The 22,675-nt window shown below is 72.1% G+C and carries 23 protein-coding genes; 9 read left to right on the top strand and 14 right to left on the bottom strand.

Going from position 1 to position 22,675, the window contains the following annotated elements; all coding sequences use genetic code 11:
- Window positions 1-191: 191 nt before the first annotated feature.
- Complete coding sequence (locus HG543_RS21750; RefSeq protein ID WP_169346746.1) at window positions 192-1,067, top strand: hypothetical protein; 876 nt, start codon at window positions 192-194, stop codon at window positions 1,065-1,067.
- Window positions 1,064-3,928, top strand: coding sequence for a protein kinase domain-containing protein (locus HG543_RS56380; RefSeq protein ID WP_169346745.1), 2,865 nt, complete (start codon window positions 1,064-1,066; stop codon window positions 3,926-3,928). Before HG543_RS21750 ends, HG543_RS56380 begins: the two co-directional genes overlap by 4 nt.
- 13 nt (window positions 3,929-3,941) lie before the next feature.
- Here HG543_RS56380 and HG543_RS21740 read toward each other — a convergent pair whose 3' ends face one another.
- Window positions 3,942-5,333 carry a M14 family metallopeptidase gene (locus HG543_RS21740; RefSeq protein WP_246357205.1) on the bottom strand — a complete coding sequence of 464 codons (1,392 nt, stop codon included), beginning with the start codon at window positions 5,331-5,333 and terminating at the stop codon, window positions 3,942-3,944.
- Window positions 5,334-5,407: 74 nt separating this feature from the next.
- Here HG543_RS21740 and HG543_RS21735 point away from each other — a divergent pair, with 74 nt between their 5' ends.
- Together HG543_RS21735 and HG543_RS21730 are read left to right on the top strand one after the other, a co-directional pair.
- Entirely contained in the window at window positions 5,408-6,127 is a 720-nt protein-coding gene (locus HG543_RS21735; RefSeq protein WP_169346744.1) for a hypothetical protein, read from the top strand.
- Between the two features lie 5 nt (window positions 6,128-6,132).
- Complete coding sequence (locus tag HG543_RS21730; protein WP_169346743.1) at window positions 6,133-6,639, top strand: ureidoglycolate lyase; 507 nt, start codon at window positions 6,133-6,135, stop codon at window positions 6,637-6,639.
- Here HG543_RS21730 and HG543_RS21725 read toward each other — a convergent pair.
- The 5 genes from HG543_RS21725 to HG543_RS21705 all read right to left on the bottom strand — a co-directional run bounded on the left by HG543_RS21725 (window position 6,618) and on the right by HG543_RS21705 (window position 11,126).
- Window positions 6,618-7,334 carry a Type 1 glutamine amidotransferase-like domain-containing protein gene (locus HG543_RS21725; RefSeq protein ID WP_169346742.1) on the bottom strand — a complete coding sequence of 239 codons (717 nt, stop codon included), beginning with the start codon at window positions 7,332-7,334 and terminating at the stop codon, window positions 6,618-6,620. The genes HG543_RS21730 and HG543_RS21725 overlap by 22 nt on opposite strands.
- 220 nt (window positions 7,335-7,554) lie before the next feature.
- Window positions 7,555-8,085, bottom strand: a complete 531-nt coding sequence (locus HG543_RS21720; RefSeq protein WP_169346741.1) for a hypothetical protein — start codon at window positions 8,083-8,085, stop codon at window positions 7,555-7,557.
- Between the two features lie 47 nt (window positions 8,086-8,132).
- The gene (locus HG543_RS21715) at window positions 8,133-9,119 is read right to left on the bottom strand and encodes a HEAT repeat domain-containing protein (protein ID WP_169346740.1); all 987 of its coding nucleotides are present in this window, start codon (window positions 9,117-9,119) and stop codon (window positions 8,133-8,135) included.
- Window positions 9,120-9,133: 14 nt separating this feature from the next.
- A complete protein-coding gene (locus tag HG543_RS21710) occupies window positions 9,134-10,348 on the bottom strand; it encodes a hypothetical protein (protein ID WP_169346739.1) in 1,215 nt (404 codons plus the stop codon).
- Window positions 10,349-10,457: 109 nt separating this feature from the next.
- Window positions 10,458-11,126 (bottom strand): fimbrial protein, encoded by a 669-nt coding sequence (locus tag HG543_RS21705; protein WP_169346738.1) that lies wholly within the window; start codon window positions 11,124-11,126, stop codon window positions 10,458-10,460.
- A gap of 138 nt (window positions 11,127-11,264) precedes the next feature.
- Between HG543_RS21705 and HG543_RS21700 the strand changes: the two genes are divergently transcribed.
- The 5 genes from HG543_RS21700 to HG543_RS21680 all read left to right on the top strand — a co-directional run bounded on the left by HG543_RS21700 (window position 11,265) and on the right by HG543_RS21680 (window position 15,036).
- Window positions 11,265-12,275 carry a DUF2157 domain-containing protein gene (locus HG543_RS21700; protein ID WP_169346737.1) on the top strand — a complete coding sequence of 337 codons (1,011 nt, stop codon included), beginning with the start codon at window positions 11,265-11,267 and terminating at the stop codon, window positions 12,273-12,275.
- Window position 12,276: 1 nt separating this feature from the next.
- A complete protein-coding gene (locus tag HG543_RS21695; protein WP_169346736.1) occupies window positions 12,277-13,380 on the top strand; it encodes a DUF4401 domain-containing protein in 1,104 nt (367 codons plus the stop codon).
- A complete protein-coding gene (locus HG543_RS21690) occupies window positions 13,380-13,874 on the top strand; it encodes a GDYXXLXY domain-containing protein (protein WP_169346735.1) in 495 nt (164 codons plus the stop codon). The genes HG543_RS21695 and HG543_RS21690 overlap by 1 nt, the downstream gene beginning before the upstream one ends.
- Window positions 13,875-13,984: 110 nt before the next feature.
- Window positions 13,985-14,239, top strand: a complete 255-nt coding sequence (locus HG543_RS21685) for a hypothetical protein (protein ID WP_169346734.1) — start codon at window positions 13,985-13,987, stop codon at window positions 14,237-14,239.
- Complete coding sequence (locus tag HG543_RS21680) at window positions 14,236-15,036, top strand: biliverdin-producing heme oxygenase (RefSeq protein ID WP_169346733.1); 801 nt, start codon at window positions 14,236-14,238, stop codon at window positions 15,034-15,036. The genes HG543_RS21685 and HG543_RS21680 overlap by 4 nt, the downstream gene beginning before the upstream one ends.
- 149 nt (window positions 15,037-15,185) lie before the next feature.
- Here the strand turns inward: HG543_RS21680 and HG543_RS21675 are convergent, their stop codons facing one another.
- The 8 genes from HG543_RS21675 to HG543_RS21640 all read right to left on the bottom strand — a co-directional run.
- Entirely contained in the window at window positions 15,186-16,904 is a 1,719-nt protein-coding gene (locus tag HG543_RS21675) for a sigma-54-dependent transcriptional regulator (protein WP_171818220.1), read from the bottom strand.
- Between the two features lie 335 nt (window positions 16,905-17,239).
- On the bottom strand, window positions 17,240-18,028 hold the full coding sequence (locus HG543_RS21670) for a class I SAM-dependent methyltransferase (protein ID WP_169346731.1): 789 nt from the start codon (window positions 18,026-18,028) through the stop codon (window positions 17,240-17,242).
- A 56-nt stretch (window positions 18,029-18,084) separates the two neighbouring features.
- Window positions 18,085-18,519: a CBS domain-containing protein gene (locus HG543_RS21665; RefSeq protein WP_169346730.1), complete on the bottom strand. Its 435-nt coding sequence runs from the start codon at window positions 18,517-18,519 to the stop codon at window positions 18,085-18,087.
- Between the two features lie 152 nt (window positions 18,520-18,671).
- Complete coding sequence (locus tag HG543_RS21660) at window positions 18,672-19,448, bottom strand: ZIP family metal transporter (protein WP_169346729.1); 777 nt, start codon at window positions 19,446-19,448, stop codon at window positions 18,672-18,674.
- A 41-nt stretch (window positions 19,449-19,489) separates the two neighbouring features.
- On the bottom strand, window positions 19,490-20,746 hold the full coding sequence (locus HG543_RS21655) for a COG3014 family protein (protein ID WP_171818219.1): 1,257 nt from the start codon (window positions 20,744-20,746) through the stop codon (window positions 19,490-19,492).
- A gap of 39 nt (window positions 20,747-20,785) precedes the next feature.
- Window positions 20,786-21,394: a penicillin-binding protein activator LpoB gene (gene lpoB / locus HG543_RS21650; RefSeq protein ID WP_169346728.1), complete on the bottom strand. Its 609-nt coding sequence runs from the start codon at window positions 21,392-21,394 to the stop codon at window positions 20,786-20,788.
- 13 nt (window positions 21,395-21,407) lie between these two features.
- Window positions 21,408-22,238, bottom strand: coding sequence for a hypothetical protein (locus tag HG543_RS21645; protein ID WP_169346727.1), 831 nt, complete (start codon window positions 22,236-22,238; stop codon window positions 21,408-21,410).
- A gap of 13 nt (window positions 22,239-22,251) precedes the next feature.
- Window positions 22,252-22,675, bottom strand: a 424-nt coding sequence (locus HG543_RS21640; protein WP_169346726.1) for a hypothetical protein, incomplete at its 5' end; no start/stop codon positions are given.

Below are 22,675 nucleotides of genomic sequence, written 5' to 3'. Positions count from 1 at the left end.
TCATCGGTCGGGAATCCCTCGCCACCAGCATACCGCCCCGGTGAACCAGCCCAACGACGTGCCCATCTCGGTCAGTGGTGCTCCAAGGGCTGAGCAGCGCGGGCGATGGGAAAGCCTCCAGGTGAGCGGTAGGCATTCATCCCACCGAACAACGCGTGCACAATGCGGGGCCTGTCTTCCCAGGCCCGCGGATGCATCCCGACGACGCAGAGTCCGAGTTCCCCGACACGAGTGAGGTCTCCCCGACGCCCGGCCCGGCGTCTCGTCAGCAGCGGGAGGCGTGGCTGCGCGCGCAGTTGGAGGCCGCCGCGCCCGCGTGCGAGGCGTGGGGGTTGGAGCCCTCGCGGCTGAAGCAGGCGCTGGAGCGCGGCTTTCGCGACGCGATTCCTCCGGCCGCGCCGCACCTGGAGGACCAGGTGCTGGCCCTGGCCAGCGCGGAGGGAAATCCCCGGGCGCAGCAGGAACTGGACCGGCGCGTGCGTGAGCGGGTGGCGCAGGCGGCGCGCCGCGTGGACGCGTCCGCGGCCTTCATCGAGGAGGTGCGCCAGGGCGTCCGCGAGCGGCTGCTGCTGGGCTCGGAGGGCAGTGGCCCGCGCATCCTGGAGTACTCGGGCCGGGGCCCGCTGGAGGCCTGGGTGGGCGTCGTCGCCACGCGCGTGGCGCTCAACCTGCGGCGCGGCGTGCAGCCGGTCAGCCTGGACGAGCGGCTCGTCACGGGGCTGGCCATGCCCTCACCGGACCCGGAGCTGGCGCTCATCAAGGGTGAGTACCGCGAGGCGTTCCAGCGCGCCTTCCGCGCGGCGCTCGCCGAGCTGGAGGACACCGAGGTGAACATCCTGCGGCTCCACTTCGCCAAGGGGCTGAACATCGACGACCTGGGCCGCACGTACGGCGTGCACCGGGCCACGGCGGCGCGATGGATCGCGCGGGCCCGGGAGCGGCTGCTCGCCAGCATCCGCGCGCGGCTCATGGACGAGCTGCGCCTGGGGCCCGAGGAATTCGAGTCCCTCATGGAGCTGGTGCGCAGTCAGATTCACCTGTCGCTGTCGAAGGGCCTCGGCGCATGAGCCCGCCGGTGACGGCCTGTCCGGACGACGAGCGGCTCGTCGCCTTCGCGGATGGCACGCTCCCGGCCGGGGAGCGCGGCGAGGTGGAGCGCCACCTGCGCGACTGCGCGGAGTGCCTTGAGGCCGTGGCCCTGCTGGCGGACCGGGGCGCCCCCTCGCGAACAGTCCCTCCATCCGGAGCGGAGGCACCCGTGGCCGACGCGCCGCTGCTGGCGCGGGGCACGGCGCTGGGGCGGTACGTGCTGCTGGAACCGCTGGGCTCGGGCGGCATGGGCGTGGTGTACGCGGCCTATGACCCGGAGCTGCACCGCCGGGTGGCGCTCAAGCTGATGCACCCGTCGCGGGGCGGCCCGTCCGCGGAGGCGCGCGCGCGGCTGCAGCGCGAGGCCCAGGCACTGGCGCGGCTGTCCCATCCCAACGTCGTCCCCGTCTTCGACGTGGGCACGTGGCGGGAGCAGGTCTTCGTCGCCATGGAGTGGGTGGACGGCGGCACGCTGTCCGCGTGGCTGGCGGAGCGCCCGCGCACGTGGCGTGAGGTGGTGCGCGTGGTGTGCGACGCGGGCCGGGGACTGGCCGCCGCGCACGCGGCCGGGCTGGTGCACCGCGACGTCAAGCCGGACAACATCATGGTGGGCCGCGACGGGCGCGCGCGAATCACAGACTTCGGCCTGGCGCGCGCTCAGGGCGGCGAGGACACGGGGCGTCCGCGCGAAGCCCTGGGCGGCTCTTCGCTGGACGTGCCCCTCACCCACTCCGGCGCGCTGCTGGGCACGCCGGTGTACATGGCGCCCGAGCAACTGGAGGGCCGCCGCACCGACGCGCACAGCGACCAGTTCAGCCTGTGCGTGGCGGCGTACGAGGCCCTCCACGGCGAGCGCCCCTTCACCGGCACCGGGGTGGCCGAGCTGTGCGAGGCCATGAAAGAAAGCCGGATACGCCCCCCGCCTCCGGGCCGCGTGGTGCCGGCCCCGGTGCGCCGGGCGCTGTCGCGAGGTTTGAGCCCCTCGCCGGACGCGCGCTTCCCCTCGGTGGAGGCGCTGGTGGCGGAACTGGAGCGGGACCCGGCCCGCCAGCGTCGCCGCTGGCTGGCGGCGGGAGCGGCGGTGCTGGCGATGGCGGCGGCGCCAGTTGGCGCGCGCGAGCTGCTGCGGGCGCGGGCCGAGGCGTGCGTGGGCGCGGCGCGGCTGGACGGCGCATGGGACGGCGCTCGGCGTGAGGCGGTGCGCCGGGCCTTCGCGAACAGCGGGCTGCCCGCGGCGGACACGGTGGCGCGCGCGGTGGAGGGCGCGCTGGATGCCTACGCGGCGCGGTGGACGGAGGCGCGGCGCGAGGCGTGCGTGGCCACCCACGTGGAGCGCTCGCAGCCGGAGCGCATGCTGGCCCTGCGCCTGGCGTGCCTGGACCGGGCGCGCGAGGACCTGCGGGCGCTGGCGGAGGTGTTCACCTCGGTGGACGCGCAGGTGGTGGAGCGGGCGCCACGGGCCAGCCACTCGCTGCCGGACCTGGCGGCGTGCGCGGACTGGAGCGCGCTGGCCTCGGGTGCTCCGCCGGTGTCACCGGAGCAGCAGCCCACGCTGACGAGGCTCCAGGCACGGCTGGCCGAGGCGCGCGCGTTGATGGCGGCGGGCCGCTACGCCGCGGGAGTGGAGCGCGCCCGCGCGGTGACGCGGGAGGCACGCGAGGCGGGCCTCCTCCAGGCGGAGGCGGAGGCGTGGCTCCAGACGGGACTGCTGGAGGAGCGGCTGGGCGAATTCACCCAGGCGGAGGGCTCGCTGCACGAGGCGGCGCTGCTGGCGGAGCGCGCGGGGGATTCGCAGACGCTGGCCCGGGCGCGCACCGGACTGGTGGGCGTGGTGGGCAGCCGGCTGGAACGCTACGACGACGGCCAGCGGCTGGCCCGGTACGCAGAGGTGGCCGTGGAGCGCGCGGGCGGTGGCCTCGGCCTGAAGGGGCCGTTCAACAACACACTGGCGATGATGGAGTACCGGTCCGGCCGCTATCCGAAGGCGCGCGAGCACTTCGCATTGGCGGCGCAGGCCCTGGAGGCGCAGGGGCGCTCGGCGGAGCAGGAGCTGACGCTGGTGCTCTCCAACCTCGGCGCGGCCCAGTCGTACTCCGGGGACTACGCGGGAGCGATGGCCACGCTCCAGCGCGCCCTCGCCCTCCACCAGCGGGCGGAGGTGCCCAACTTCGCCCTGCAGGCCGCGACCTGGACGAACCTGGGCGTCGTGTACGACCGCCTGGGCCGCGAGGACGATTCGTGCGCCGCCACGGAGCAGGCGCTGGCCCTGATTCAACGCGCGCTGCCCCCGGACCACCCGGAGGTGGCCAACGCCCTGCACAACACGGTGGGCTGCTCCGAGTCGAAAGGAGACTGGGAGGGCGTCGCGTCCCGCTTCCAGCAGGCCATCGACATCGTCGAGCGCACCCAGGGGCCGGACAACCAGAACATCGGCATCTTCGAGCACAGTTGGGGCGAGACGCTGCTGGAAGCGGGACGGGACGCGGAGGCCCTGCCCCACCTGCGCCGCGCGTACACGGTGCTGAGCAAGTCCCTGGGCGATACCAGCCCCATGACGGCGCTGGCGCTCCTGGGCCTGGGACAGGTGGCGCTGGGCCGAGGTGAGCACGCGGAAGCCGCGCGTCTGCTGGAGACGGCCATGAAGGGGCTGGAGGAAGCCGAGCCGCGGGACGGAGCCCGCGCGCGCTTCTTCCGGGCCAGGGCGCTCTGGGGCCTGGGGCGTCATGAGCAGGCCCGGCGCATGGCGGACGAGGCGCGCACCCGCTTCGAGAAGGCCGGGCTCGCGGAGGACGTGGCGAAGGTCGACGCCTGGAAGGCACGGCCCTCGGCCGCCCGGTAGGCGCGGGCCGCGCTCACCCGTCGAAGCGGATGATGCGCTCCACGCGGAAGGTGCCCGCCGGCTCCAGGGGCTTCAGCAGCATCAGCTCCGCGGGCTGTCCCAGCTCCACCTGCGCGGGCTTCTCCAGCTGAAGGGTGTCGCCCTGCTTCACGGCGCGCCCCGCCAGCGGCACGGCGAACAGCCCCGCGCCCTCCACCTTCTCGATGGCGCCCAGCGTGCGCAGGTCGCCCAGCTCCTCCACCTTGCCGACGTGGTCCAGCACGAGCTGGCCGCCCTGCCGGCGCACCTCGCGCGTGACGGCGATGCCCACGTCCGCGGTGAAGGGCCTGCCTCCCGCGCCGAACAGGCCCACGTCATTCAGGAGCAGGTGGACGAGCCCCGAGCTGTTGTTCTCCGGAATGGACTCGTAGCGCGCGATGTCGGCCTGCTCCGCCCTGCCCGTGGCGAGCGCGTCCAGCGCCGTGGCCAGCGCGACGAAGTTGAGGCGCACCAACGGCTCGTCAGGCGGGAGGGAGGTCCACGCCCCCGTCTCGATGAGCACCGAGGGCGTCCCCCAGCGCGTCATGTTGTCGCCGAAGGCGCGCGTCTCGAAGGAGTCGTCGTAGCGCCCCACCTGCCCGGGCGCGAGCGCCTCCACCGTGTCTCGAATCACCGCGCAGACCTTCTTCGCCAGCAGCCGGCCCGGGTTGTCGCTCCGCTTCTCGTCGAACGCCGCCGCGAGCACGGAGATGGAAGCGGGGCGCCCCGTCCGGCCCACCGCGTGCCGCCAGCCCTGGTTGTGCAGGTTGAAGCCGATGAAGGGCTGGAGCCTGTCGCGCAGTCCCTTCAGCGCCCGCGCCTCCGGCGTCTGGAGCGCGAGCGCGTCCCGGTTGATGTCGATGCCCTGCGCGTTGCGGCGCTGGAAGCGCTCGGCCCCGTCGGGGTTGAGCAGCGGCACGGCGTGGAGCGTGAGCGCGCCCAGCATCCGCGCCACCCACGGCTCCTGGCGGTGCGTGCGGACGTATTCGAAGAAGTCCAGCAGGGCCGTGGTGGCGGTGGGCTCGTCGCCATGCATCTGCGACCAGAGCAGCACGTGCCGCGCGCCGGTGCCCAGCGACAGGTGGTACAGCGCCCTGCCCTCCACCGAGTGCCCCACCACCTCCAGCTGGAACAGGTCCGGGGCCTTCTCGCGCAGGGCCTTCAGGTGCTTCTCCACGTCGCCGTGCCGCACCAGCGGCGGCACGGGCAGCTCCTTCGAGTGGGCCTTCTCCCAGGCCGCCGCGAGCACCTGGGGAGAGGGAATCGCCTGGGAAGACTGCGAGGGGGTGGGCATGGGCTTCCGACCGGCCTGGACGTCGCGAGACGCCACCAGCAAGAGGAGGGAGGACAGCAGGAGAAGCCAGCGGTTCTGTCTGACGGAGGCCATCACCGGGGTCCTTGTCTCCCCGCATCCTAGCAACCGCGCTCGCCCTCCGCCCTGTTGAGGCAAGATGCACCGTCATGGAGAAGCCGCGACAGCCCGCCCGTCACTTCAGCCAGCAGGAGGCCGAGCTCATCCTGCGGCGCGCCGCGCACCTCGACACGCGCGGCCCCCAGGCCGAGCTGAGCCTGGAGGACCTGGAGCGAATCGCCGCCGACGCGGGCATCGCCCCGGAGAACATCCGCCGGGCCGCGGCTTCGCTGGAGGAGAAGCCCGTCCCCGTCCCCAAGAGCCACTTCTTCGGTGAGCCCACCGAGGTCGTCCTGGAGCGCACCCTCCAATTCCAGCTCACGCGCGGGAGCATCGAGAAGCTCGCCAAGCAGATGAATGACCTGGTGGGGGGACGCGGCTCGGTCCACTCCGACGGAGAGCGGCTGACCTGGACACGCAAGCCCGACGAGGGCGGAGCGCTCCCCACGCGGGTGAGTCTCTGGAACAGCGGCGGGCGCCTGCGCATCGAGCTGCGGGGTTCGTCGGCGGGGCTGGCGGGCGGCCTGTACGGCGGAATCCTCGGCGGCGTGGGCGGAGGCGTGGGCTTTCCCTCCGCCATGACGGTCGGCATGCTCTCCGGCTCGGTTCCCGGCGCCCTGGGCACCTTACTCGGCGTCACGGTGGGCGCCTGGGGCCTGGCCCGCGCCATCTACATCAACGCCGCCCGGCACCGGCGTGCGCAGTGGGAGCACACGCTGCGCACGCTCTGCGAGCACGCCACCACCCTGGATGCGCGGGAAGAGGACTGAGCCCCATGCGAGCCCCCATCCGCGCCCAGCCCCTCACGCGCGAGGCCTTCGCGCCCTTCGGGGACGTCATCGGCCTGGAGCTGTCCGGCGGCGCCAGCGCCAACCAGGGCACCGCCACCCGCTTCGACTACGTGGCCCGGCTCGGGGGCAGCCGGCCCCAGGCCGAGCCCAACCTCGCCGTGTTCCGCTCGGTGGCGAAGACGCTGCCCTTCCAGGTCCGGCTGCTCGAACGGCACCCATGCTCGACACAGATGTTCGTGGCGCTCCAGTGCCAGCGCTTCCTCGTCGTCGTGTGCCCGGAGGACGCACGCGGTGAACCGGACCTGTCCCAGCTCCGCGCCTTCGTGTGCGGCCCGGGCCAGGGCGTGAACTACCGCGCGGGCCTGTGGCACCACCCCATCATCGCGCTCGACGCGCCGGCGGACCTGCTGATGCTCGCGTGGGAGGACGGCACGAAGCTCGACTGCGAGGAGCGCCCCCTCCCCGAGCCCTACCTCGTCACCAGCGACTGACCCGGGCGCGGGTCGATGCGCCCCTCACGCAGCGTGCCGCCCTCGTTGCGGAACTCGACCAGCGCGTGGCGCAGCGGCTCCAGCGTCCCATCCGGGTGCACCCGCGCGCCGCCGCCCAGCGGAATGCCGATTCCGCGCGCGCCCGGCCCCGCGGCCCGCAGCGCGCGCTTCAGCTCCGTCCAGTCCGGCGCTTCATGGACTCCGACGATGAAGGGCGCCAGCCCCAGTACGGGGAACAGCGCCAGCTCCGGAGGCGGCGGGTCGCTCCACGCCTGGGTGCCGAGCTGCATCGCGCCCGCGGAGATGCCCATCAGGACGGCGCCATCGCGGTGGCGCTCGCGCAGCAGGGACTCCACGCCATTGCCGCGAAAGGTCTCCCAGCCCAGGAGCGGATCGCCGCCCGCCAGCAAAATGACGTGCGCGACAGAGAGCCACGCGAGGTCCTCGCCCGTGGGCCGCGAGGGAATCATGCGGCAGTGCGTGATGCCCGCCAGCGACATCGCGCCGGTGAAGAGCTCGTAGAACTCGGGCACGTCGCCGTTGGAGGCGCCGAGGTACGCCGCGCGCAACGGCGGGACGCTCGGGTCGTCGCGCGTCAGTGTGCGGAGGCAGTCCAGGAACGGTCCATCCGCGCCACGCCAGAACAGCGGCGAGCTGTCCGCGAGGAGGAAGAGGGGCTTGAGCGAGGGCTTCATGGCGTGGGCCGATGAGAGCCCATCCCGGACGGTCCGGGAAGCGAGTCGGGGGCCTCGCTTCCCGGACTCCGAGAGGGCCGGGCCATTGGCTCTTTCCACCCGGGGGAGATGCGGATGACGCAGCACCTGCGACCCCACCGGCGGGGGGACCGGTCCGGAGGCGAGCGGGGGGGCATCGCCTCGGGAGGGAGGAGCGGGCACGCGGCCCGGCCCGCATCGACTAGTCGAGGTAGCCGATGGTCTCCGCGCGGCTCACGGCCTCGCCCTGCGTGGTGTAGCCCTTGTACCAGGAGGTGTCGTTGGTCCCGAGCTTGTCCTGCTGCAGGTGCGAGTGCGGGCCGCTGGCGTTGCCGGTGCCGCCGATGTTGCCCACCTGGCAGCGGTCACACGTGCGGTCATACGAGTCGCTCGTCTTGATGAAGTGCCACTGACGGAACGTCCAGCCGCTCTGCCAGACGTGCTTGGCCTCGTTCTGGTTGCCGCTGCCGCTGCCGTAGCACACGACGCCGGTGGTGCGGATGGTGACGTTCCAGGAGACCGAGCCGACCACGCCCGTCTCGGCGCCCCAGTAGTTGCACTGGCCGCCCGCGCCAATGTCCACCGCGCCGTGGTAACGGCCGCTGCTGGGGTAGGTGGTGAGCGCCGTCACCGTGCCGGGGTGCGTGCCGCGAACCTCGTGCGCCGTCACCGCCGCGGGGATGAGCGCCAGCGCGGCCAGCGCCGTCAGCCCCGTCTTCATGATGTTCCGCATCGACTTTCCTTTCGGGCCGGAAGACCGGCCCCCGAATGAACTGCTCTTCATGGAGCCTGACGCGAACGCTGCTTCTCCCTCAGGATCAGGCTCCACTCCTGAAGGCCCATGCCGAGGACCCGGGTCCACGCGTCCACCTCCGGCGCCAGCGCGGGGTCCACGTTCCGCAGCCGCTGCAGGTCCGGAATCGCGCCCGCGAAGCCGAGCTGGGCGATGCTCTGCAGGAGCATCTTCCGCACCCCGGTGTCCGGCTCGTCGCGGTACATCGCGAGCAGCGTCTCGCGCGCGCCGGCCATCTGCTCCGAGGGCACGCCGCCCAGCGCGTTGACCGCCGCCGCCCGGACCGACGCGTCGTCGGAGCGCAGCAGCGACTTGATGCGGTCCGCGGACTCCGCGCTGATGTGCTCGGTGGAGACGCTGTCGAGGATGCGCGCCGTCACCTTCGGGTCCGAGGACGCCGCCGCCGCGGCCACCGCCCGGTCCGCCGCCGGGCCGTGGTGGCCCGAGTACACGTGGAGGTTGTCCTCGATGAGGTTCGTCGCGGCCGCCTCGCGCACCTCGGGCGAGGCGTCCCGCACGAGGCGCTCGTACAGGTCGCCGGTGTTCTCCGTGCCACTGGTGCGCCGCAGGGCGCGCAGGGACGCGACGCGCAGGGACGCGTCTCTCTCGCCCAGGATGCGCCGGGCCACCACGCCCATGGCCTCGGGGTCCGCCCCGCGCTCGGTGCGCGCGACGAGCGCGGCGGCGAGGTGCTCCAGCATGACGGGGTCCGTCTCACGCTCGAACGCGGCGCGCAGCTCCGCGTCGGGCAGCGTGACGGCGGACTCGCGCAGCAGCGTGCGCAGGTACTTCCGGTACGCCTCCGACTTCGAGCCGAGCCCCCGGCGGATGCCGTCCATCAACCCCTCGACGGAGCAGGTCTCCGCCTGCAACGAGGGCGCCGGGTCCGACGCGGCGAGGGACGGCATCGGAAGGAAGGAGCAGAGCGCGAGGAGGCCGAGCACGCGCGCGGTGAGGGAGGAAGGGCGTGACATGAGGGCTTCCGTGCTCAGTGGTGGCGGTCGAGGCAGCCGAAGGGGTCCTGTTCGGGCAGGCTGTTCCACACCCGCACGAAGTCGAGCGTGCCGCTCGCGTAGATGCGCTCGAAGACGTGGTAGAGCGGCTGGAAGCGCGCGTCGACGACGGCCATGTTCGCCATGACGGGCAGCGCGTCTCGGCCGGCCACCCGCGCGGCGAAGCGGAAGAGGGCCCAGCGCACGCACACCTCCTGCTCGGTCGCGAAGGACTGGGAGAACAGCTCCAGCGTCCTCGCCTTGTCGCCGCCGGACACGGAGAGGTTGTGCGCCGCGGCCTCGCGGCCATCCGGGCTGCCCTCGCTGGTGAGCACCTTCGCGTAGCGGGCGCTCGCGTCCTCGTCCAGCACGGGCGTGGCGTGCATGGGCATGGACAGCGCGAGGTAGCGGATGTCCTCGTCGGGGGACTCGGTGCCGATGGTGAGCAGCTTGTCCAGGTACGGCGCGAGGTTCCCCTTCTCGTTGAAGTCGCGCTTCATGACGCGCGCGATGGTGCGGGTGGCGGCCCAGCCGGCTTCACCGGAGGCGGGCTCCTTCGCGAAGTCCGCGAGCCGGCCCAGCGACTCCGCGTCCAGCCGCTTCTGCGTGTCCAGGGCGGAGAGGATGCCCGCGCGCCGCGCGCCATCCAGGTCACCGCTCACGCCCTGCTCCAGCAGCCGCGCGGCGACCTGGGGCTGGTGCACGGCCTCGGAGGCGCGCAGGGCCGACATGATGACGTTGAACTCCCGGGGCCCCGCATCGCGCGCCCAGCCCAGCACCTCCGTCGCGTGGGCCGCGTCGTTACCGATGAGTTCGGTGAGCCGCTCGCGCAGGTAGTCCCGGACGACCGGGTCACCCGACGCCAGCAGGGGCGCGGCCCACTGACGGAAGTTGCCGACCGTGACGCCCTCGTTGAAGCGCTCGAGGTCCTTCCAGCAGAGGGTGCCGTCGAAGCGCGGAGGCAGCGCCTCCGCCTGCTGCCCGCCTCCGCCGGAGGAGCCACCCGCGCCGCCCTGCCCCAACCGACCGCGCGCCTGGGCGGAAGGCGCGTCGGCCCCGGCGGCGCCCTCCCCTCCTCCGGAGTCACGGACGAGCAGCGCCACCCCGGCGAGCAGGATGACGGCGCCGAGCCCGAGCAGGACGAAAGGCACACGCCCGCCCCGAGGGCCCGTCACGGGCGAGGCGGCGCGATGGACGGATTCTGGGGTCATGACGGTCGAAGGCTCCAGCCCACTGGAGGGACCGGAGGCCGCCGCCGTCTCGAAAAATCTTTTCGGGGAATTTCCCGGGCCGCAACCCCTCGGAACGACAGTGCCCTCCTCAGTCGGTGACGTCGTTCACGATGTTCGCGGGCTCGCCGGGCGACACGGGCTCGCCGTTGGCGTCCCGGAGGTCCAGCTCGCCGGTGGAGACCACCCAGACGTCCAGCGTGTCGTCCTCGTCGATGTTGCCCGCGCACGCCGCGGTGATGGCGCAGTCGGGGCACTGACCGGACACACCGAGCTTGCTGGCCACCTCGCGCGGCAGGTCCTCCACGGAGATGGACCGCAGGTTCGTGTACCGGGTGTCCACGCCCACCGACACCGCGTCCTTCGCCGCCACCGCCCGCGCCACGCCGCGCTCCTCCATCGCGCCCACGCCGCCGAGGTAGGCGTACCGGTTGCCGCGCTCGGGCGAGAAGCCCACGGACGACGAGTAGGCCTCGTGCTGAGCGTGATGCTTCCGCTGGGCCACGTGCCAGGCCCTCAGGTTGCTCTTGCACTCGGCCTGCTTCGCCCGGACATTGAACCGGATGAAGTTGGGAATGGCGATGACACAGGGGCTGAGCAGCACCACGCTGGCGATGGTCGCGAAGACATAGCGCGGCTTCTTGCGGATCCCCGAGGGAGCTGACGCCACGTTGCCACATGCGCACGTGAGGGGGGCGCCCGGCGCGAGCCCCGTCACGATGAGGGCACGACCGCACTCCGGACACTTCGTGCTCGCCATTTCGAGCGTTCCCCCTGGATGGGCGCCAGGCGGGCACCACGGCCGGGAGTCTAGCACGCCGGCTCGTCCGCCCGCCTCCACCGCCCAGGGCTCCCCCGCCCCAGCGCGGAAGCCCCGTCGAGCGACTACACTGCCCGGGTGCCGAAAGATTTCCTCGACCTGCCCGCGTCTCCCGAGCGCCTGCGCGCGCTCGCGGATGCCGGTGTCCTGACGCCCGCGGCGCTGGAGCGCGCGCTGCACCTGTCCATGGCCACGCCCTCACGGCCCGAGTGGCGGCGCTTCCTGTCCACCACGCTGATGGCGCTGGGCACGCTGCTGGTGCTCGCCGGGGTCATCTACTTCTTCGCGTACAACTGGGCGGACATGCACCGCTTCGCGAAGCTGGGCCTCATCGCGGTGGGCATCGCCGGTACCGCCGTGGGCGCGTGGCGGCTGGGCGAGGGGCTCGCCGGCCAGCTCTCCCTGCTGGCCTCCTCGGTGCTGGTGGGCGCGCTGCTGGCGGTGTACGGGCAGGCGTACCAGACGGGCGCGGACCCGTACGAGCTGTTCGCCGGGTGGGCCCTGCTCATCCTGCCGTGGGTGGCGCTGTCGCGCTTCGCGCCGCTGTGGCTGTTCCTGCTCGTGCTCGTGGACACCGCCGCCGTCCTCTTCTGGAAGCAGGTCCTGGGCGGCGAGCTGGACGACTCCGGCTGGCTCGCGGTGGGACTGGGCCTGCTCAACGGCTTCGCCTGGGCCACGTACGAGCACTTCGCGAACACGGGCGTGGCCTGGCTCCAGGGACGGTGGGTGGCCCGGAGCATGGCGGTGATGACGGTGTCACCGCTGCTCTGCGCTTCGGTGGCCTGCATCCTCGTGCCGTTCGAGATGGGCGCGGGTGGCGCGGTGGCGCTGCTGCTGACGCTGGGCTCGCTGGCGGCGGACTACGCGCTGCACCGCCACCTGGACGGCGAGCTGTTCCTGCTGTCGCTGGGCGCGCTGTGCATCATGACGGTCGTCACCACCGGCGCGGGCCGCGTCCTCCTCCTGGACGCCAACCTGGAGGCGTTCGGCCTCTTCCTCCTGCCCCTCATCGTCGTCGGCCAGGTGGCGCTCGCGGTGTCGTGGCTGCGCGGCGAGGCCCGGGCCACGGGCGCCACGGAGGAGTCCTGAGATGACGCGACGTCCCCCGGTGAAAGAAGTGTTGGCGGCGCTCGAGGCGGAGGGCCTCCTGGACACGGGCTCCGAGACGCGGGTCCGCACGGCGTTGCGAACGCACCAGTTCCTCCACGCGGCCACGCCCTGGTTCGTGAAGGCGCTCGCGGGCTTCGGCGCGTGGCTGGCCGCCGCGTTCTTCCTCAGCTTCCTGGGCTGCATCGGCTTGCTGGACAACGAGGCGGTGCTGGGCGTCTTCGGCCTGGGCTTCTGCGTGGCCGCCACGCTGCTGCGCCGCAGGGCCAGGGGCCTCTTCCTCCAACAGCTCGCGCTGGCGCTGTGCCTGGCCAGCGTGGTGATGGTGGCGGTGGGCCTGGGCGAGGCGATGCGCCCCAATGAGGACGTGGGGGCGGCCGTCATCGTGTTGGTGCTCGGCGCGGTGCTGCTGGTGACCTTCCCGGATGCCATCCTCCGCTTCCTGATGACAGCGGGCGTGGCCGCGTCCGCGGTGTTCCTGCTGTGGCGGATGATGGACGAGTTCGGGGTGCAGCTCGGGCTGCTGGTCTGCGCCGTGCTCGTCCACGTGCTCTTCCTGGAGGGCGCCCGGCTGCGGCTCGGGCCCAGGCGAGAGTGGGTGGGCCCGGCGAGCTACGGGCTGGCCTGCTTCGTGTTGGGCTCGCTGCTCACGCTCGGGTTCTCCCGCATGCTCGGCGTCGAGTCTCCGGAGAGACTGGACGCGCCGGATGGGCTGCTCACCCTGGGGCTGACGGCGGTGACGCTGTACACGGCGTGGCGGGTGATGCGGGAGCTGAAGTTGGAGGCCTCCGGGGTGGCGGGGGCCGCGGTGTTCGCGGCACTGGTGCTGACGGCGCTGATGACGCTGAACACGCCGGCCGTCATCGGCGCGGTGGGGATGATGGTGCTGGGCTTCCACCGGCGCGGCGTGGACCTGGTGGGCCTGTCCGCGGCGTTCCTGCTCGCGGCGGGGGGCTGGTACTACTACGACCTGAGCCTCACGCTGCTGGCCAAGGCGGTCGCGCTGCTGGGCAGCGGGCTGGTGTTCCTGGGCCTGAGGCTGTTCCTCCTGCGGCGCTTCCCGGCCGCGGTGGCGGAGGTGCGGTGATGCGCGCGGCGGTCATCTTCGGCGGGCTGGCGCTCGCGCTCCTCGTCCCGGCGGGACTCGTGGTGCAGAAGGAGCACGTGCTGGCCAACGGCCGCACGGTGCTGCTGGAGCTGGGGCCCCGGGATCCGCGGTCACTCATCCAGGGCGACTACATGGTGCTGAGATACGACATCAGCCTCCAGCAATGGAGCACCGTGGGCTCGCAGCCGGAGGACGGCCACCTGGTGCTGCGCCTGGACGAACAGGGCGTGGGGCGCTTCGTGCGCTTCGACTCGCCAGCGACGCCGCTGGCGCCCGGGGAGTTCAAGCTTCGCTACCGCGTCCGCGACCAGAGCGTGCGACTGGGCGCGGAGGCCTTCTTCTTCCAGGAGGGCCACGCGGAACGGTACGAGCGCGCCCGCTACGGCGAGCTGCGCGTGGCGGACAGCGGTGCCAGCGTGCTCGTGGGCCTGCGCGACGACCAGCGCCAGCCCCTGGGACGCACGGCGCCCTGAAGTCCCCTCTTTTTTCCGGAGCCTGAACGCGGGCGGCTTGCCCTCCGTCCGGCTTTCGTGCATCATCTTCTTGATTTCGATAATCAAAATCAAAATCATGGAGAGCAACGATGCTCGGACAGGGATGCGGCAAGACGGTGCTGGCACGAGGTCCATGCGCGGAGGTGACTCGCTGCACCTGCGGGCACATCCACCTGGCGCTGGGGCCGGTGACCATCCGCGTGGAGGAGGAGGTGCTGCGCGCCATTGGCATGACGCTGCTCGAGGCCATCCAGCAGCTCGGCCCCCGCGCGCACGCGTCCGAGGACGAGGTTGCTCCCGCGGTGCCGGGTGGGCTGGTCACCACCGGAGGGTGGAAGCAGTGAGCGCCACCGGCACCCTGCGACTGCCCCGGACGGAGCAGTCCGCCCGCGTGCGCCGCCTGTCGGACGCGGAGGCGGCCACGCCCGCGCCCGTCCCGGCCCCGCTGTCCGTGCTGCTGGCGGAGGGCACTGCGAAGGCGCGCGAGCAGGCCGAGCGCTCCCTCTTCATCCAGACGCTCTTCTTCGATGCGTGGGAGGGCGGCGTCTACGGCCAGTTCGTCCGCGCCCAGCACTACGTCGCCTGGCTGCGCCAGCTGCACTTCCTCTACGACACCTTCGAGGGGCTGCTGCCGCGCGTGGTGGACTCGCCGCTGACGCCGGTGCTGCTGTTGCCGGAGCTGCGCCGCGCCGCCGCGCTGGAGTCGGACCTGCTCTACTTCTGTGGCGAGACGCGCACGGACACCTTCGCCTGCCGCGAGGTGCGGCTGCATGCGCAGCGCCTGCGGGAGGTGGCGGAGGACGCGCCGCACCTGCTGGTGGCCCACGTCTACGCGCGGTGCATGCTGGACCTCTTCACCGCGCCCGCGCGGGGCCCGCGCGTGGCGGAGGCCTTCGAGCTGGAGGACGGCCGGGGCACCCGCTTCTACGAGGCGCTCACCCAGGGGGAGCTGACCGCCTTCCGCGTCCGCCTCGACTCGCGCATCGACGGGCTGGAGCTGGACGAGGAGGAGGCCCTCGAAGTCGTGCAGGAGGCGCGCATGGCCTTCCGCCTCCACGCGCTCGTCTGTGACGAGCTGGCCCGCGGCGCGCCGGGCATCTCCCCGCGCGAGAGCCGGCAGGCCCCCTGCCCTTCGCGCTGAGCTTCAGGCGCCGAGCGGCGCCCCGACCTGGGAGAGCCGCGGCTTGAAGCCGACTGCGGCTCGAGGAGCGCCGCGCCCGAAGACGGACGCGGCCCGGGGAACGACGTGGCCTGCCTGGAGCCACCCCCGTCAGGAGGAGCAAAGCGGCCTCAGGCGGCCTCGTCCTCGGACAGCAGGTCGGCGAAGGGAGAGTGCTCCTCGCCCAGGGCCTTGTAGAGCGCCTCCACCTTGTCCAGCTCGCGCTTGAGCGCCTTGTGGTGGTTGCGGTTCTTCACGAGGCTCTCGCGCCCCAGCAGCTTGAAGCCCTCGTCGCGGCCCACCTGGCGGATGGCCATGCCCAGCACGAGGCCACGGAAGGCCTCCGCGAGGTCCAAATCCAGCGGGCGCTTGCGCGCCTCGGCGACGAAGGCCTGGGCCGCCGCGCGCAGCGCCTCGGGCAGCGGCTTGCCGCCCGGCGTCTGCTCGTAGTCGAGCGCCCGGGCCACGTGCTTCTCCTGGAGCACCAGCTCCCCGGTGGCGGCGGGCTGCTCCACCATGGCCAGCGTGTACGCACGGCGGACGATGTTGTCGAGCTGCCGCAGGTTGCCCGGCCAGCTGCTGCCCACGAGCAGCCGCTCCGCATCGGGCGTCACGCGCGCGCTGCCCTCGGGGGAGCGCTCGCGGTGCCGGCGGTTGACCATGTACCGGGCCCACAGGGGGATTTCGTCCGCGCGCTCCTGCAGGGCCGGCATGCGCACCGGCAGCACGTTGACGCGGTAGTAGAGGTCCTCGCGGAAGCGGCCCGCGCGCACCTCCGCGTGCAGGTCCGCGTTGGTGCCGATGATGAAGCGCACGTCCGCCTGACGCTCGCCGGTGCCCTCGCCCAGCGGACGGTAGCTGCGCGACTCCAGGAGGTGCAGCAGGCCCGCCTGCGCCTTGAGCGACAGCTTGTCGATTTCGTCGATGAACAGCGTGCCGCCGTCGGCGCGCGCCACGCTGCCCGGCGCGTCCTTCACCGCGCCCGTGAAGGCGCCCTTCTTCCAGCCGAAGAGCTCCGCCATCTGGAGGTCCTCGGGCACGGTGACGAGGTCCAACGTCTCGAAGGGCCGGCCACGCCGGTTGGAGCGCTCGTGGCACCAGCGCGCCAACCGCGACTTGCCCGCGCCGGTGGCGCCGCTGATGAGGATGGTCTCATCCTGGAGGGCGAAGACGCGGAGGATGGGCAGCAGCTCCGCCATGGAGCGGCCCACCACCGGCAGGTACTCGTCCATCTCCGGCGTGGCCACCGGGCGCTGCGGCAGCCCCGCCAGGTACGGCGCGGCGACGTCCGCCAAGAGCTGCAGCCGGTCCCCCACCGTCAGCCAGACGAACTCCTGCCCCATGGCGGCGAGGCAGTCCGCCTCCAGGGAAATCATCCCCTCGATGCCGCCGGCCGGCGTGCGCAGGGGCAGCACGCACACGTGCGTGGCGTGGCGCCCGAGGAAGCGCTGCCGGCTCTCGTTGCTGTGGAAGCCCGCCAGCCCCGGGTCTCCCGTCACCGGCGCGTTGGGCGCGTGCGGCTGCACCGTGCCCACGTTGACGTCGATGGACACCGCGCACCGGTGCTCCACCACCGCGCGCCACGCCGTGGCCGAGGTGAAGAACGGCGTGCCCACGCTGGCATCCGTAATCTCACTGGAGCCCACATCCAGCGCGGCCAGGCGGCGGTAGGCCTCGCCGGGGCGCAGGTGGACGATTCCGCGAAGCACCCGGGCCCGGGCTGCGTACCGACTGGACGCAACCGTCTCCTGGGCCAGGAAAAGCATCCGGCGCAAGGTGGCCGCCGCCGCGGTCTCGAAATCCTTCGCTCCGCGCAGTGCGGTCAGCAGCTGCGACATCTCCTCGTGCATCCACTCGCCTCCGTCCGGAGCCATCTTCCGACGGAAGCCGCCGGGGCCGCATCGGAAAGAGCGAGTGTAGCGGAGATGAAGAACGCGGAAGGAGCGGCCCCTCCTTCCGCGTTCTCGAAACTCCGATGCCGCGGGGCACGTGGGTTTCCCCCGTGCCACGCACGTACCTATTGCGTGGCGCGTGCCAGCGGCCCCTTTTCAATGATTTCAATGGGTTGAGCCCACCGGGGGCTCCCGAGGGCTCCGGGCTGCGTCCTGGCGGGACGCACGTGCGTCCGGATGGAACGCAGCCCCCTTCCGGAGCGTCGCGATGTGGCGCGGCGTACGGGGTTTCCTCACCCCGCGTCTGGCTGGAGGACGAAGACGCGGTCCAACCGGAGGCTGCCGCGGCGCACGGGGGACTCGACGTCGTAGTCGAAGTCGTACGCGGCGGCGATACGCAGACCGGCCGCGCGGAACAGCTTGCGGGCCTGGGGCTCGCTGTAGGTGCGGAAGTACCAGGTGGTTTCGATGAGCCAGTCCTTCCCCGGCCCGGTGACGCGCAGGCGGTTGCGCATGGGGGAGCGGCGCTGGCGGCGCTCGGGCAGGCCCTCGTGCGTGTTGCACACCACGTGGTCCCTGCCCACGCGCCCCACCCAGCGCTCGTGCTCGGGCTTCTCGCGTGCGTAGTCCGTGAGGTGGAAGCCGAGCACGTAGATGCCCTGGGGCTTCAGGAGGCGCCGCGTGCCCTCCAGGTGCGCGAGCGCCGCGGCCTCGCTGTCCAGGTAGCGGAAGGTGGAGACGAGGTTGTGCGCCAGGTCCACGCGCCCCTCCAGCGAGGGCTCGGCGAAGGCCTCCATGCGCGACTGGAACAGCTTCGCGCGGCGCCGCTGCGCGGGCGTGAGGCGCTTGCGCGCATGGGCGAGCATCGCCTCGGAGATGTCGTAGCCCACCACCTGGAGGCCCCGGCTGGCGGCCTCGGCCACCAGCCGCCCGGCGCCGCAGGCGGGCTCCAGCCACCGCTTGCCGCCGGTGCCGTGGCGCTCGCTGAGCGTCTGGAGGAAGTCCACCTCGCGCACCGTGTCGGTGCCGAAGATGGCCTCGTAATACTCGGGGTGCTCGTACCAGTCGGTGCGCTTTTCCATGAGGGCGCGCGCATCCTCCGGTCCCCGGAAGGGAAAGCAAGAAGATGCGCGGGCGCTCAGGGGGCGGAGGCGCCCGGCGCGTCCTCGCCTCCGCGCTCCGAGTCGTCGAGCAGCCGGGAGGCCAGCCGCATGAAGTCCGACTCGGTGACGATGCCCAGGAGCGTCCCGTCGCCCTCCACCACGGGCAGGCAGCCGAAGCGGTGGTCCAGGAGCTTCCGGATGGCGTCGCGCGCCGGCAGCTCCGGCCTCACCGTCTCCAGCCCGCGCGTCATGATGTCGGAGATGTGCAGCGGCGGCTGCCGGGTGGCCGGGTGGCGTGCCAGGGCCCGGATGATGTCCCGGTCGCTGACGATTCCCACCAGCTTCCCGTCCCGCACCACGGGCAGGTGGCGGATGCGGTGGCTCTTCAGGAGTTCATCGCCCTGGAGCAGGCCATCCGTCTCCTGCAGCGTGATGACGTCACGGGACATCACATCCCCCACGGTGAACATGGTGCGGTCTCCTCCTGGCGGCTGAAGCGCCGCGCGTCACGGGGCCCGACGCCGGAAGGGGGCGGGGCCTCCCTGGGAGGGTGCGACCGTCGCGCGTGCCGTGCAGCCCGAAGCGGGCGGGCCTCCGGGCGCCCTCGGGCCTCCCCGGTGACTCAGTGGCCCGGGTGGCCCATCCACCGCGCCAAGAGGAACATCAGCGCCAGCCCGAAGAAGAGCGCCACCACGTTGCGCCCCGGTTGGTCCTTGCCGTGCCGGTGCACGTGCGGCAGCAGGTCCGACACCGCGATGTAGAGGAACGTGCCCGCGGAGAAGGCCAGCGCCTTGGCGGCGAGGTGCTCGAAGTGCAGCGCCGCGTCGAAGAGGAAGTAGAGCGCCGCGCCCGCCGGCACCATCATCCCGTAGAGCGTGGACAGCGACAGGATGGCGGCCCGCGAGCGGCCCTCGCTCTTGAGGATGGACGCCAGCGACAGCGCGGACGGCACCTTGTGAGACACGATGGCCAGCAGCGCCATGGCCCCCACGCCCTCCTCCACCGCCGAGCCCAGGGCGATTCCGTCGAACAGCGTGTGCGTGGACAGCCCGAGGAACGCGGTGAGCCCCAGCACCTGCCCGGGCTGCGCGGGCCCGCCGTGGCTGGACATGTGGTCGCCGGGCAGGTCCTCGCCCGCGTGCGCCACGAGGTAGCGCTCCAGCACCAGGATGAAGACGAAGCCCGCCGGCACCAGCGCGAAGGCCCACCACCCGCCACCGGAGTACGCCTCCGGCAGCATGTGGAAGAAGGCGGCGCCCAGCATCACCCCCGCCGCGAAGGCCAGGAAGCGCACCAGCCGCGTGGGCCGCTCGTTGCGAACCACGACCACCGCGCCGGCCAGCGCACCGAGGACGATGATGAGTGAATAGAGGGCGACCGAGCCCAGCACTGACGACATTGGGGCGCGCACCCTACCTCAGATTTGGATTTCCGCTGCCCTCAGTAGCGCCGCACCACGATGAGCCCCACCCGCCCGGGCTTCACGTCCACCGTGCGCTCCGTGGTCCGCCCCCCGGCTTCCACACGCACCGTGTGGCTGCCCGAGGGCACCCGGAAGCGCGCCACCTTGAACGCCGCGGGCAGGGAAAGCCAGGAACGCAGGTCTGGCGCGTTACCCGCGTTGAGCAGCAGGAAGGTGAGCACGGCCACCTCCTCGCTCTTGGTAATCGCGCCCACGCCCGCGGACACGCCCGCCTTCACCACCGCGGCGGCGAGCTGCTTCGCCAGCATCCCGCCGATGCGGTGGTCCAGGTGCACCCGGGCCACGTCCGCCAGCGACGTCACCGTCACCGCCGGCTGCGTCGTGTCTCCCAGCGAGACCCGCACCGACGGCGTGCTGCCGCGGTCCCGGTACTCGGGCACCTCGATGACGTTGCCTCCCTCGCCGCCGTCGCGCGAGGCGCGCTGCTTCTCCGGCGACAGGCCCGCCTCCACCACCACGACGACCTGGGCCTCGCCCGGCGCCAGCGGCGCGTGCGGCACGTCGGGGTACTTCGCCAGGAGCTCCGCGTAGGCAGCGTCCCGGCCGGCCTGCTTCGCCAGCCGCAGGAGCGGCTCCACCAGCGCGCCCAGCTCGGGCTCCAGCTCGTACGCCTTCGCGTAGTCGATGTACGCCGAGTCCCAGTCGCGCTGGTCCTCGCGGATGACGCCGCCCAGGTAGCGCGCGATGGCGAGCTGCTGGTACGGCTTCTTCTCCTCGGCGACCATCTTCTCCAGGCGCTCGTTGACCTGGCGGACCTCCACCATGGCGCTCTCGGACTCGCCCAGCTCGGCGTAGTTGAGGGCCTGGAGGACGGAAATCATCAGCTTCTCGAAGTCCTCCCCGCGGTAGGCGCGCTGGCGCTCGTTGGTGAGCAGCGCCCCGGCCTCCTCGCTGACGGAGACGCCGTCGAGCATCTCGCTGAGCCGCTCGGCCTGCTCCAGCACGGCGTTGCTCTCCGCCCACTTCCCGGCGGCGTGCAGCACCATGCCCTTGTCCATCAACACCAGCAGCCGGTCCTTCTCCATGCCGGCCTTCGCCGCGGCCTCCAGGGCCTCCAGCGCGCGCGGGTAGTCCCCTGACTGGTACGCCGCACGCACGTCTCGCGTGCGCGCCGAGTAGTCACCGGCGCAGCCGGACAGCAGAAGCAGGCTCACCAACGCGAGCCCGCCCCACCCGGACAGGCGCGCCGGGATGGGGAGGGAGGAGGACTTCATGGAGATGGACCCTGAGGTGTGGGGCGCACCGGGCGGCCGTTACCAGCCGACGCTGCGCTTCTCGAACTTCTTGCGGATCTGCTTCTCGTCCGTCCACTCGATGAGGCCGGACTTCACGTTGCTCAGCTTGGCCGTCATCTTGTAGTAGACGAGCTTGTCGTTGCCGACCTCCTGGATGATGGAGGCGAGGTCGCCCGTCATCAGGAAGTCCACGGAGATCTGCTGGCCCGGGCCCTTGGCGCTGTTCGGGTCCACGTAGCCGGACTGCTGGTACTCGTACTCCTCGGCGATGTCCTGGCGCGCCTGCTGGTCCACCAGCGCGAAGCGGCCCGTCTGCGCCAGGGCCGTTTGAATCTTGTCGCCCAGCGAGCGCATGTCGATGTGCTCGGAGGTGCTGTTCTTCAGCTTGCCCACGAGGACGATGGGCAGCGAGCCATCCTGGCGGGGCTGCTGGAAGCGCGGCGAGGTGGCCAGCGACTCGGCCATCTTCTTGGCGATGAGCTGCAGGTCGTTCTCGTTGAAGCGGTCCGACAGCATCTCGATGGTGTTCGGGTCCTCGTACGTCCCGCGCGTATAGGCGCGCGGACCTCCGCACGCGGCGAGCGTGACGGCGAGGCAGGCGGAGATGAGAAGGCGGCGGGGGTTCATGGTGCGTTGACTCCTAGTTCCATTCGCATTCGAAGCGGCTGCCTTCGAAGTTCCACTTGTAGGCCAGCACCGCGTCACGGCGGTAACCGGCCGTCAGGCGGCAGAGGCTCTGCAGGGAAGCGCGCGGATAGTCGAAGGTGTACGTCTGCGCCTTCGCCAGCTCCTGCGGGTTGAGCTGGTTCGGGTGGGTGAGCGTGGGGCTGCCGCTGGCGGCCACCAGCACCTTGTGCGGGCCGTACGTCCTCAGCGGCACCTTGCCCGCCAGCTGCACGCGGCGCACGGTGCGCGCGACGAGGATGTCGCTGCGGTCCACCATCGTCTCGTGGCTGTTGCGGCGCTGCAGCAGCTCCGGAATGTTGGCCGTGAAGACGCGGGTGACGTCCCCGTCGTCCACGAAGAAGTAGAGGAAGGCCTCGCGCGCGGTGCGGCTCTCGCCGGTGAAGTCCAGCGTCACCAGCAGGTCGAGCGCCCGGTTCGGGGCCAGCCCGTGCCGGGACACCGCCGCGAGCACCGACTTGTCCACGCCCGCCTTCTTCAGGCGGATGAGGCCGTCGGCGCTGGCGTCGCAGGCGCAGCGGCGCTCTTCAATCATCTTCACGAGCTGCGCGGGCTCGAAGCCGGCCTGGGACAGCTTCGTCAGCTCCTCGTCGGTGAGCGGCAGCTGATCCGAGCGCTCGTAGAGACGCGGGAGCTGGTTCGGGTCCCACTGGATGATGTTGTACGTCTGCACGTTCCCCGAGGGGAACGGCAGGGAGAGCTGCGGGCCTCCGCGTCCGGCGGGAGCCGCGACGGGCACCTGGCTGGTGGCCAGCGCCAGGGTGGCGGCGAGGAACTGGGCAATCATGGTGGAGCCCCCTCTAGAACTTGTAACCGACGTTCATCCCCAGGCGATGGGTGATGCCACCCTCCACGTCGCCAATGGGGATGTCCGGCATGTACTGGAGCCCGAGGATGATGTCGTCCTCGTCGCCCAGCATGAACTCGGCGCCCACCTGCGGGGAGATGCCGAAGCGCAGGCCCTCCTCCGGGATGACGATGGCGCCCGCCTTGAGGCCGGCCGTGAAGACGAGCGGCCAGCCCCAGGTGCGGAAGCGCGGGCCCACCATGGCGATGAACCGGCCGCCGTCGAAGACGTAGGCGCCGCTCGCGTCGAGCTGGTACCAGTCATCTCCCCACAGCGACAGCGTGGCGCCCACATACAGCGGCGGCCCCTCCGGCGCGTCCCGGGGCGGCTCCTGGCTGTTGATGGCGGCGCCCCAGTCGAGCTGGAGCGAGACGCCC

This window comes from Pyxidicoccus fallax (assembly GCF_012933655.1).
Taxonomy (GTDB): Bacteria; Myxococcota; Myxococcia; order Myxococcales; family Myxococcaceae; genus Myxococcus; species Myxococcus fallax.
Note: the sequence above shows the minus strand (reverse complement) of the source record. Positions and strands in the feature narration are given on the sequence as shown.

Coding starts and splice junctions, on each gene's coding strand:
- HG543_RS21750 (WP_169346746.1), top strand. CDS start 192: ATGCATCCCGACGACGCAGAGTCCGAGTTCCCCGACACGAGTGAGGTC.
- HG543_RS56380 (WP_169346745.1), top strand. CDS start 1,064: ATGAGCCCGCCGGTGACGGCCTGTCCGGACGACGAGCGGCTCGTCGCC.
- HG543_RS21740 (WP_246357205.1), bottom strand. CDS start 5,333: ATGGCCTCCGTCAGACAGAACCGCTGGCTTCTCCTGCTGTCCTCCCTC.
- HG543_RS21735 (WP_169346744.1), top strand. CDS start 5,408: ATGGAGAAGCCGCGACAGCCCGCCCGTCACTTCAGCCAGCAGGAGGCC.
- HG543_RS21730 (WP_169346743.1), top strand. CDS start 6,133: ATGCGAGCCCCCATCCGCGCCCAGCCCCTCACGCGCGAGGCCTTCGCG.
- HG543_RS21725 (WP_169346742.1), bottom strand. CDS start 7,334: ATGAAGCCCTCGCTCAAGCCCCTCTTCCTCCTCGCGGACAGCTCGCCG.
- HG543_RS21720 (WP_169346741.1), bottom strand. CDS start 8,085: ATGCGGAACATCATGAAGACGGGGCTGACGGCGCTGGCCGCGCTGGCG.
- HG543_RS21715 (WP_169346740.1), bottom strand. CDS start 9,119: ATGTCACGCCCTTCCTCCCTCACCGCGCGCGTGCTCGGCCTCCTCGCG.
- HG543_RS21710 (WP_169346739.1), bottom strand. CDS start 10,348: ATGACCCCAGAATCCGTCCATCGCGCCGCCTCGCCCGTGACGGGCCCT.
- HG543_RS21705 (WP_169346738.1), bottom strand. CDS start 11,126: ATGGCGAGCACGAAGTGTCCGGAGTGCGGTCGTGCCCTCATCGTGACG.
- HG543_RS21695 (WP_169346736.1), top strand. CDS start 12,277: ATGACGCGACGTCCCCCGGTGAAAGAAGTGTTGGCGGCGCTCGAGGCG.
- HG543_RS21690 (WP_169346735.1), top strand. CDS start 13,380: ATGCGCGCGGCGGTCATCTTCGGCGGGCTGGCGCTCGCGCTCCTCGTC.
- HG543_RS21685 (WP_169346734.1), top strand. CDS start 13,985: ATGCTCGGACAGGGATGCGGCAAGACGGTGCTGGCACGAGGTCCATGC.
- HG543_RS21675 (WP_171818220.1), bottom strand. CDS start 16,904: ATGCACGAGGAGATGTCGCAGCTGCTGACCGCACTGCGCGGAGCGAAG.
- HG543_RS21670 (WP_169346731.1), bottom strand. CDS start 18,028: ATGGAAAAGCGCACCGACTGGTACGAGCACCCCGAGTATTACGAGGCC.
- HG543_RS21665 (WP_169346730.1), bottom strand. CDS start 18,519: ATGTTCACCGTGGGGGATGTGATGTCCCGTGACGTCATCACGCTGCAG.
- HG543_RS21660 (WP_169346729.1), bottom strand. CDS start 19,448: ATGTCGTCAGTGCTGGGCTCGGTCGCCCTCTATTCACTCATCATCGTC.
- HG543_RS21655 (WP_171818219.1), bottom strand. CDS start 20,746: ATGAAGTCCTCCTCCCTCCCCATCCCGGCGCGCCTGTCCGGGTGGGGC.
- lpoB (WP_169346728.1), bottom strand. CDS start 21,394: ATGAACCCCCGCCGCCTTCTCATCTCCGCCTGCCTCGCCGTCACGCTC.
- HG543_RS21645 (WP_169346727.1), bottom strand. CDS start 22,238: ATGATTGCCCAGTTCCTCGCCGCCACCCTGGCGCTGGCCACCAGCCAG.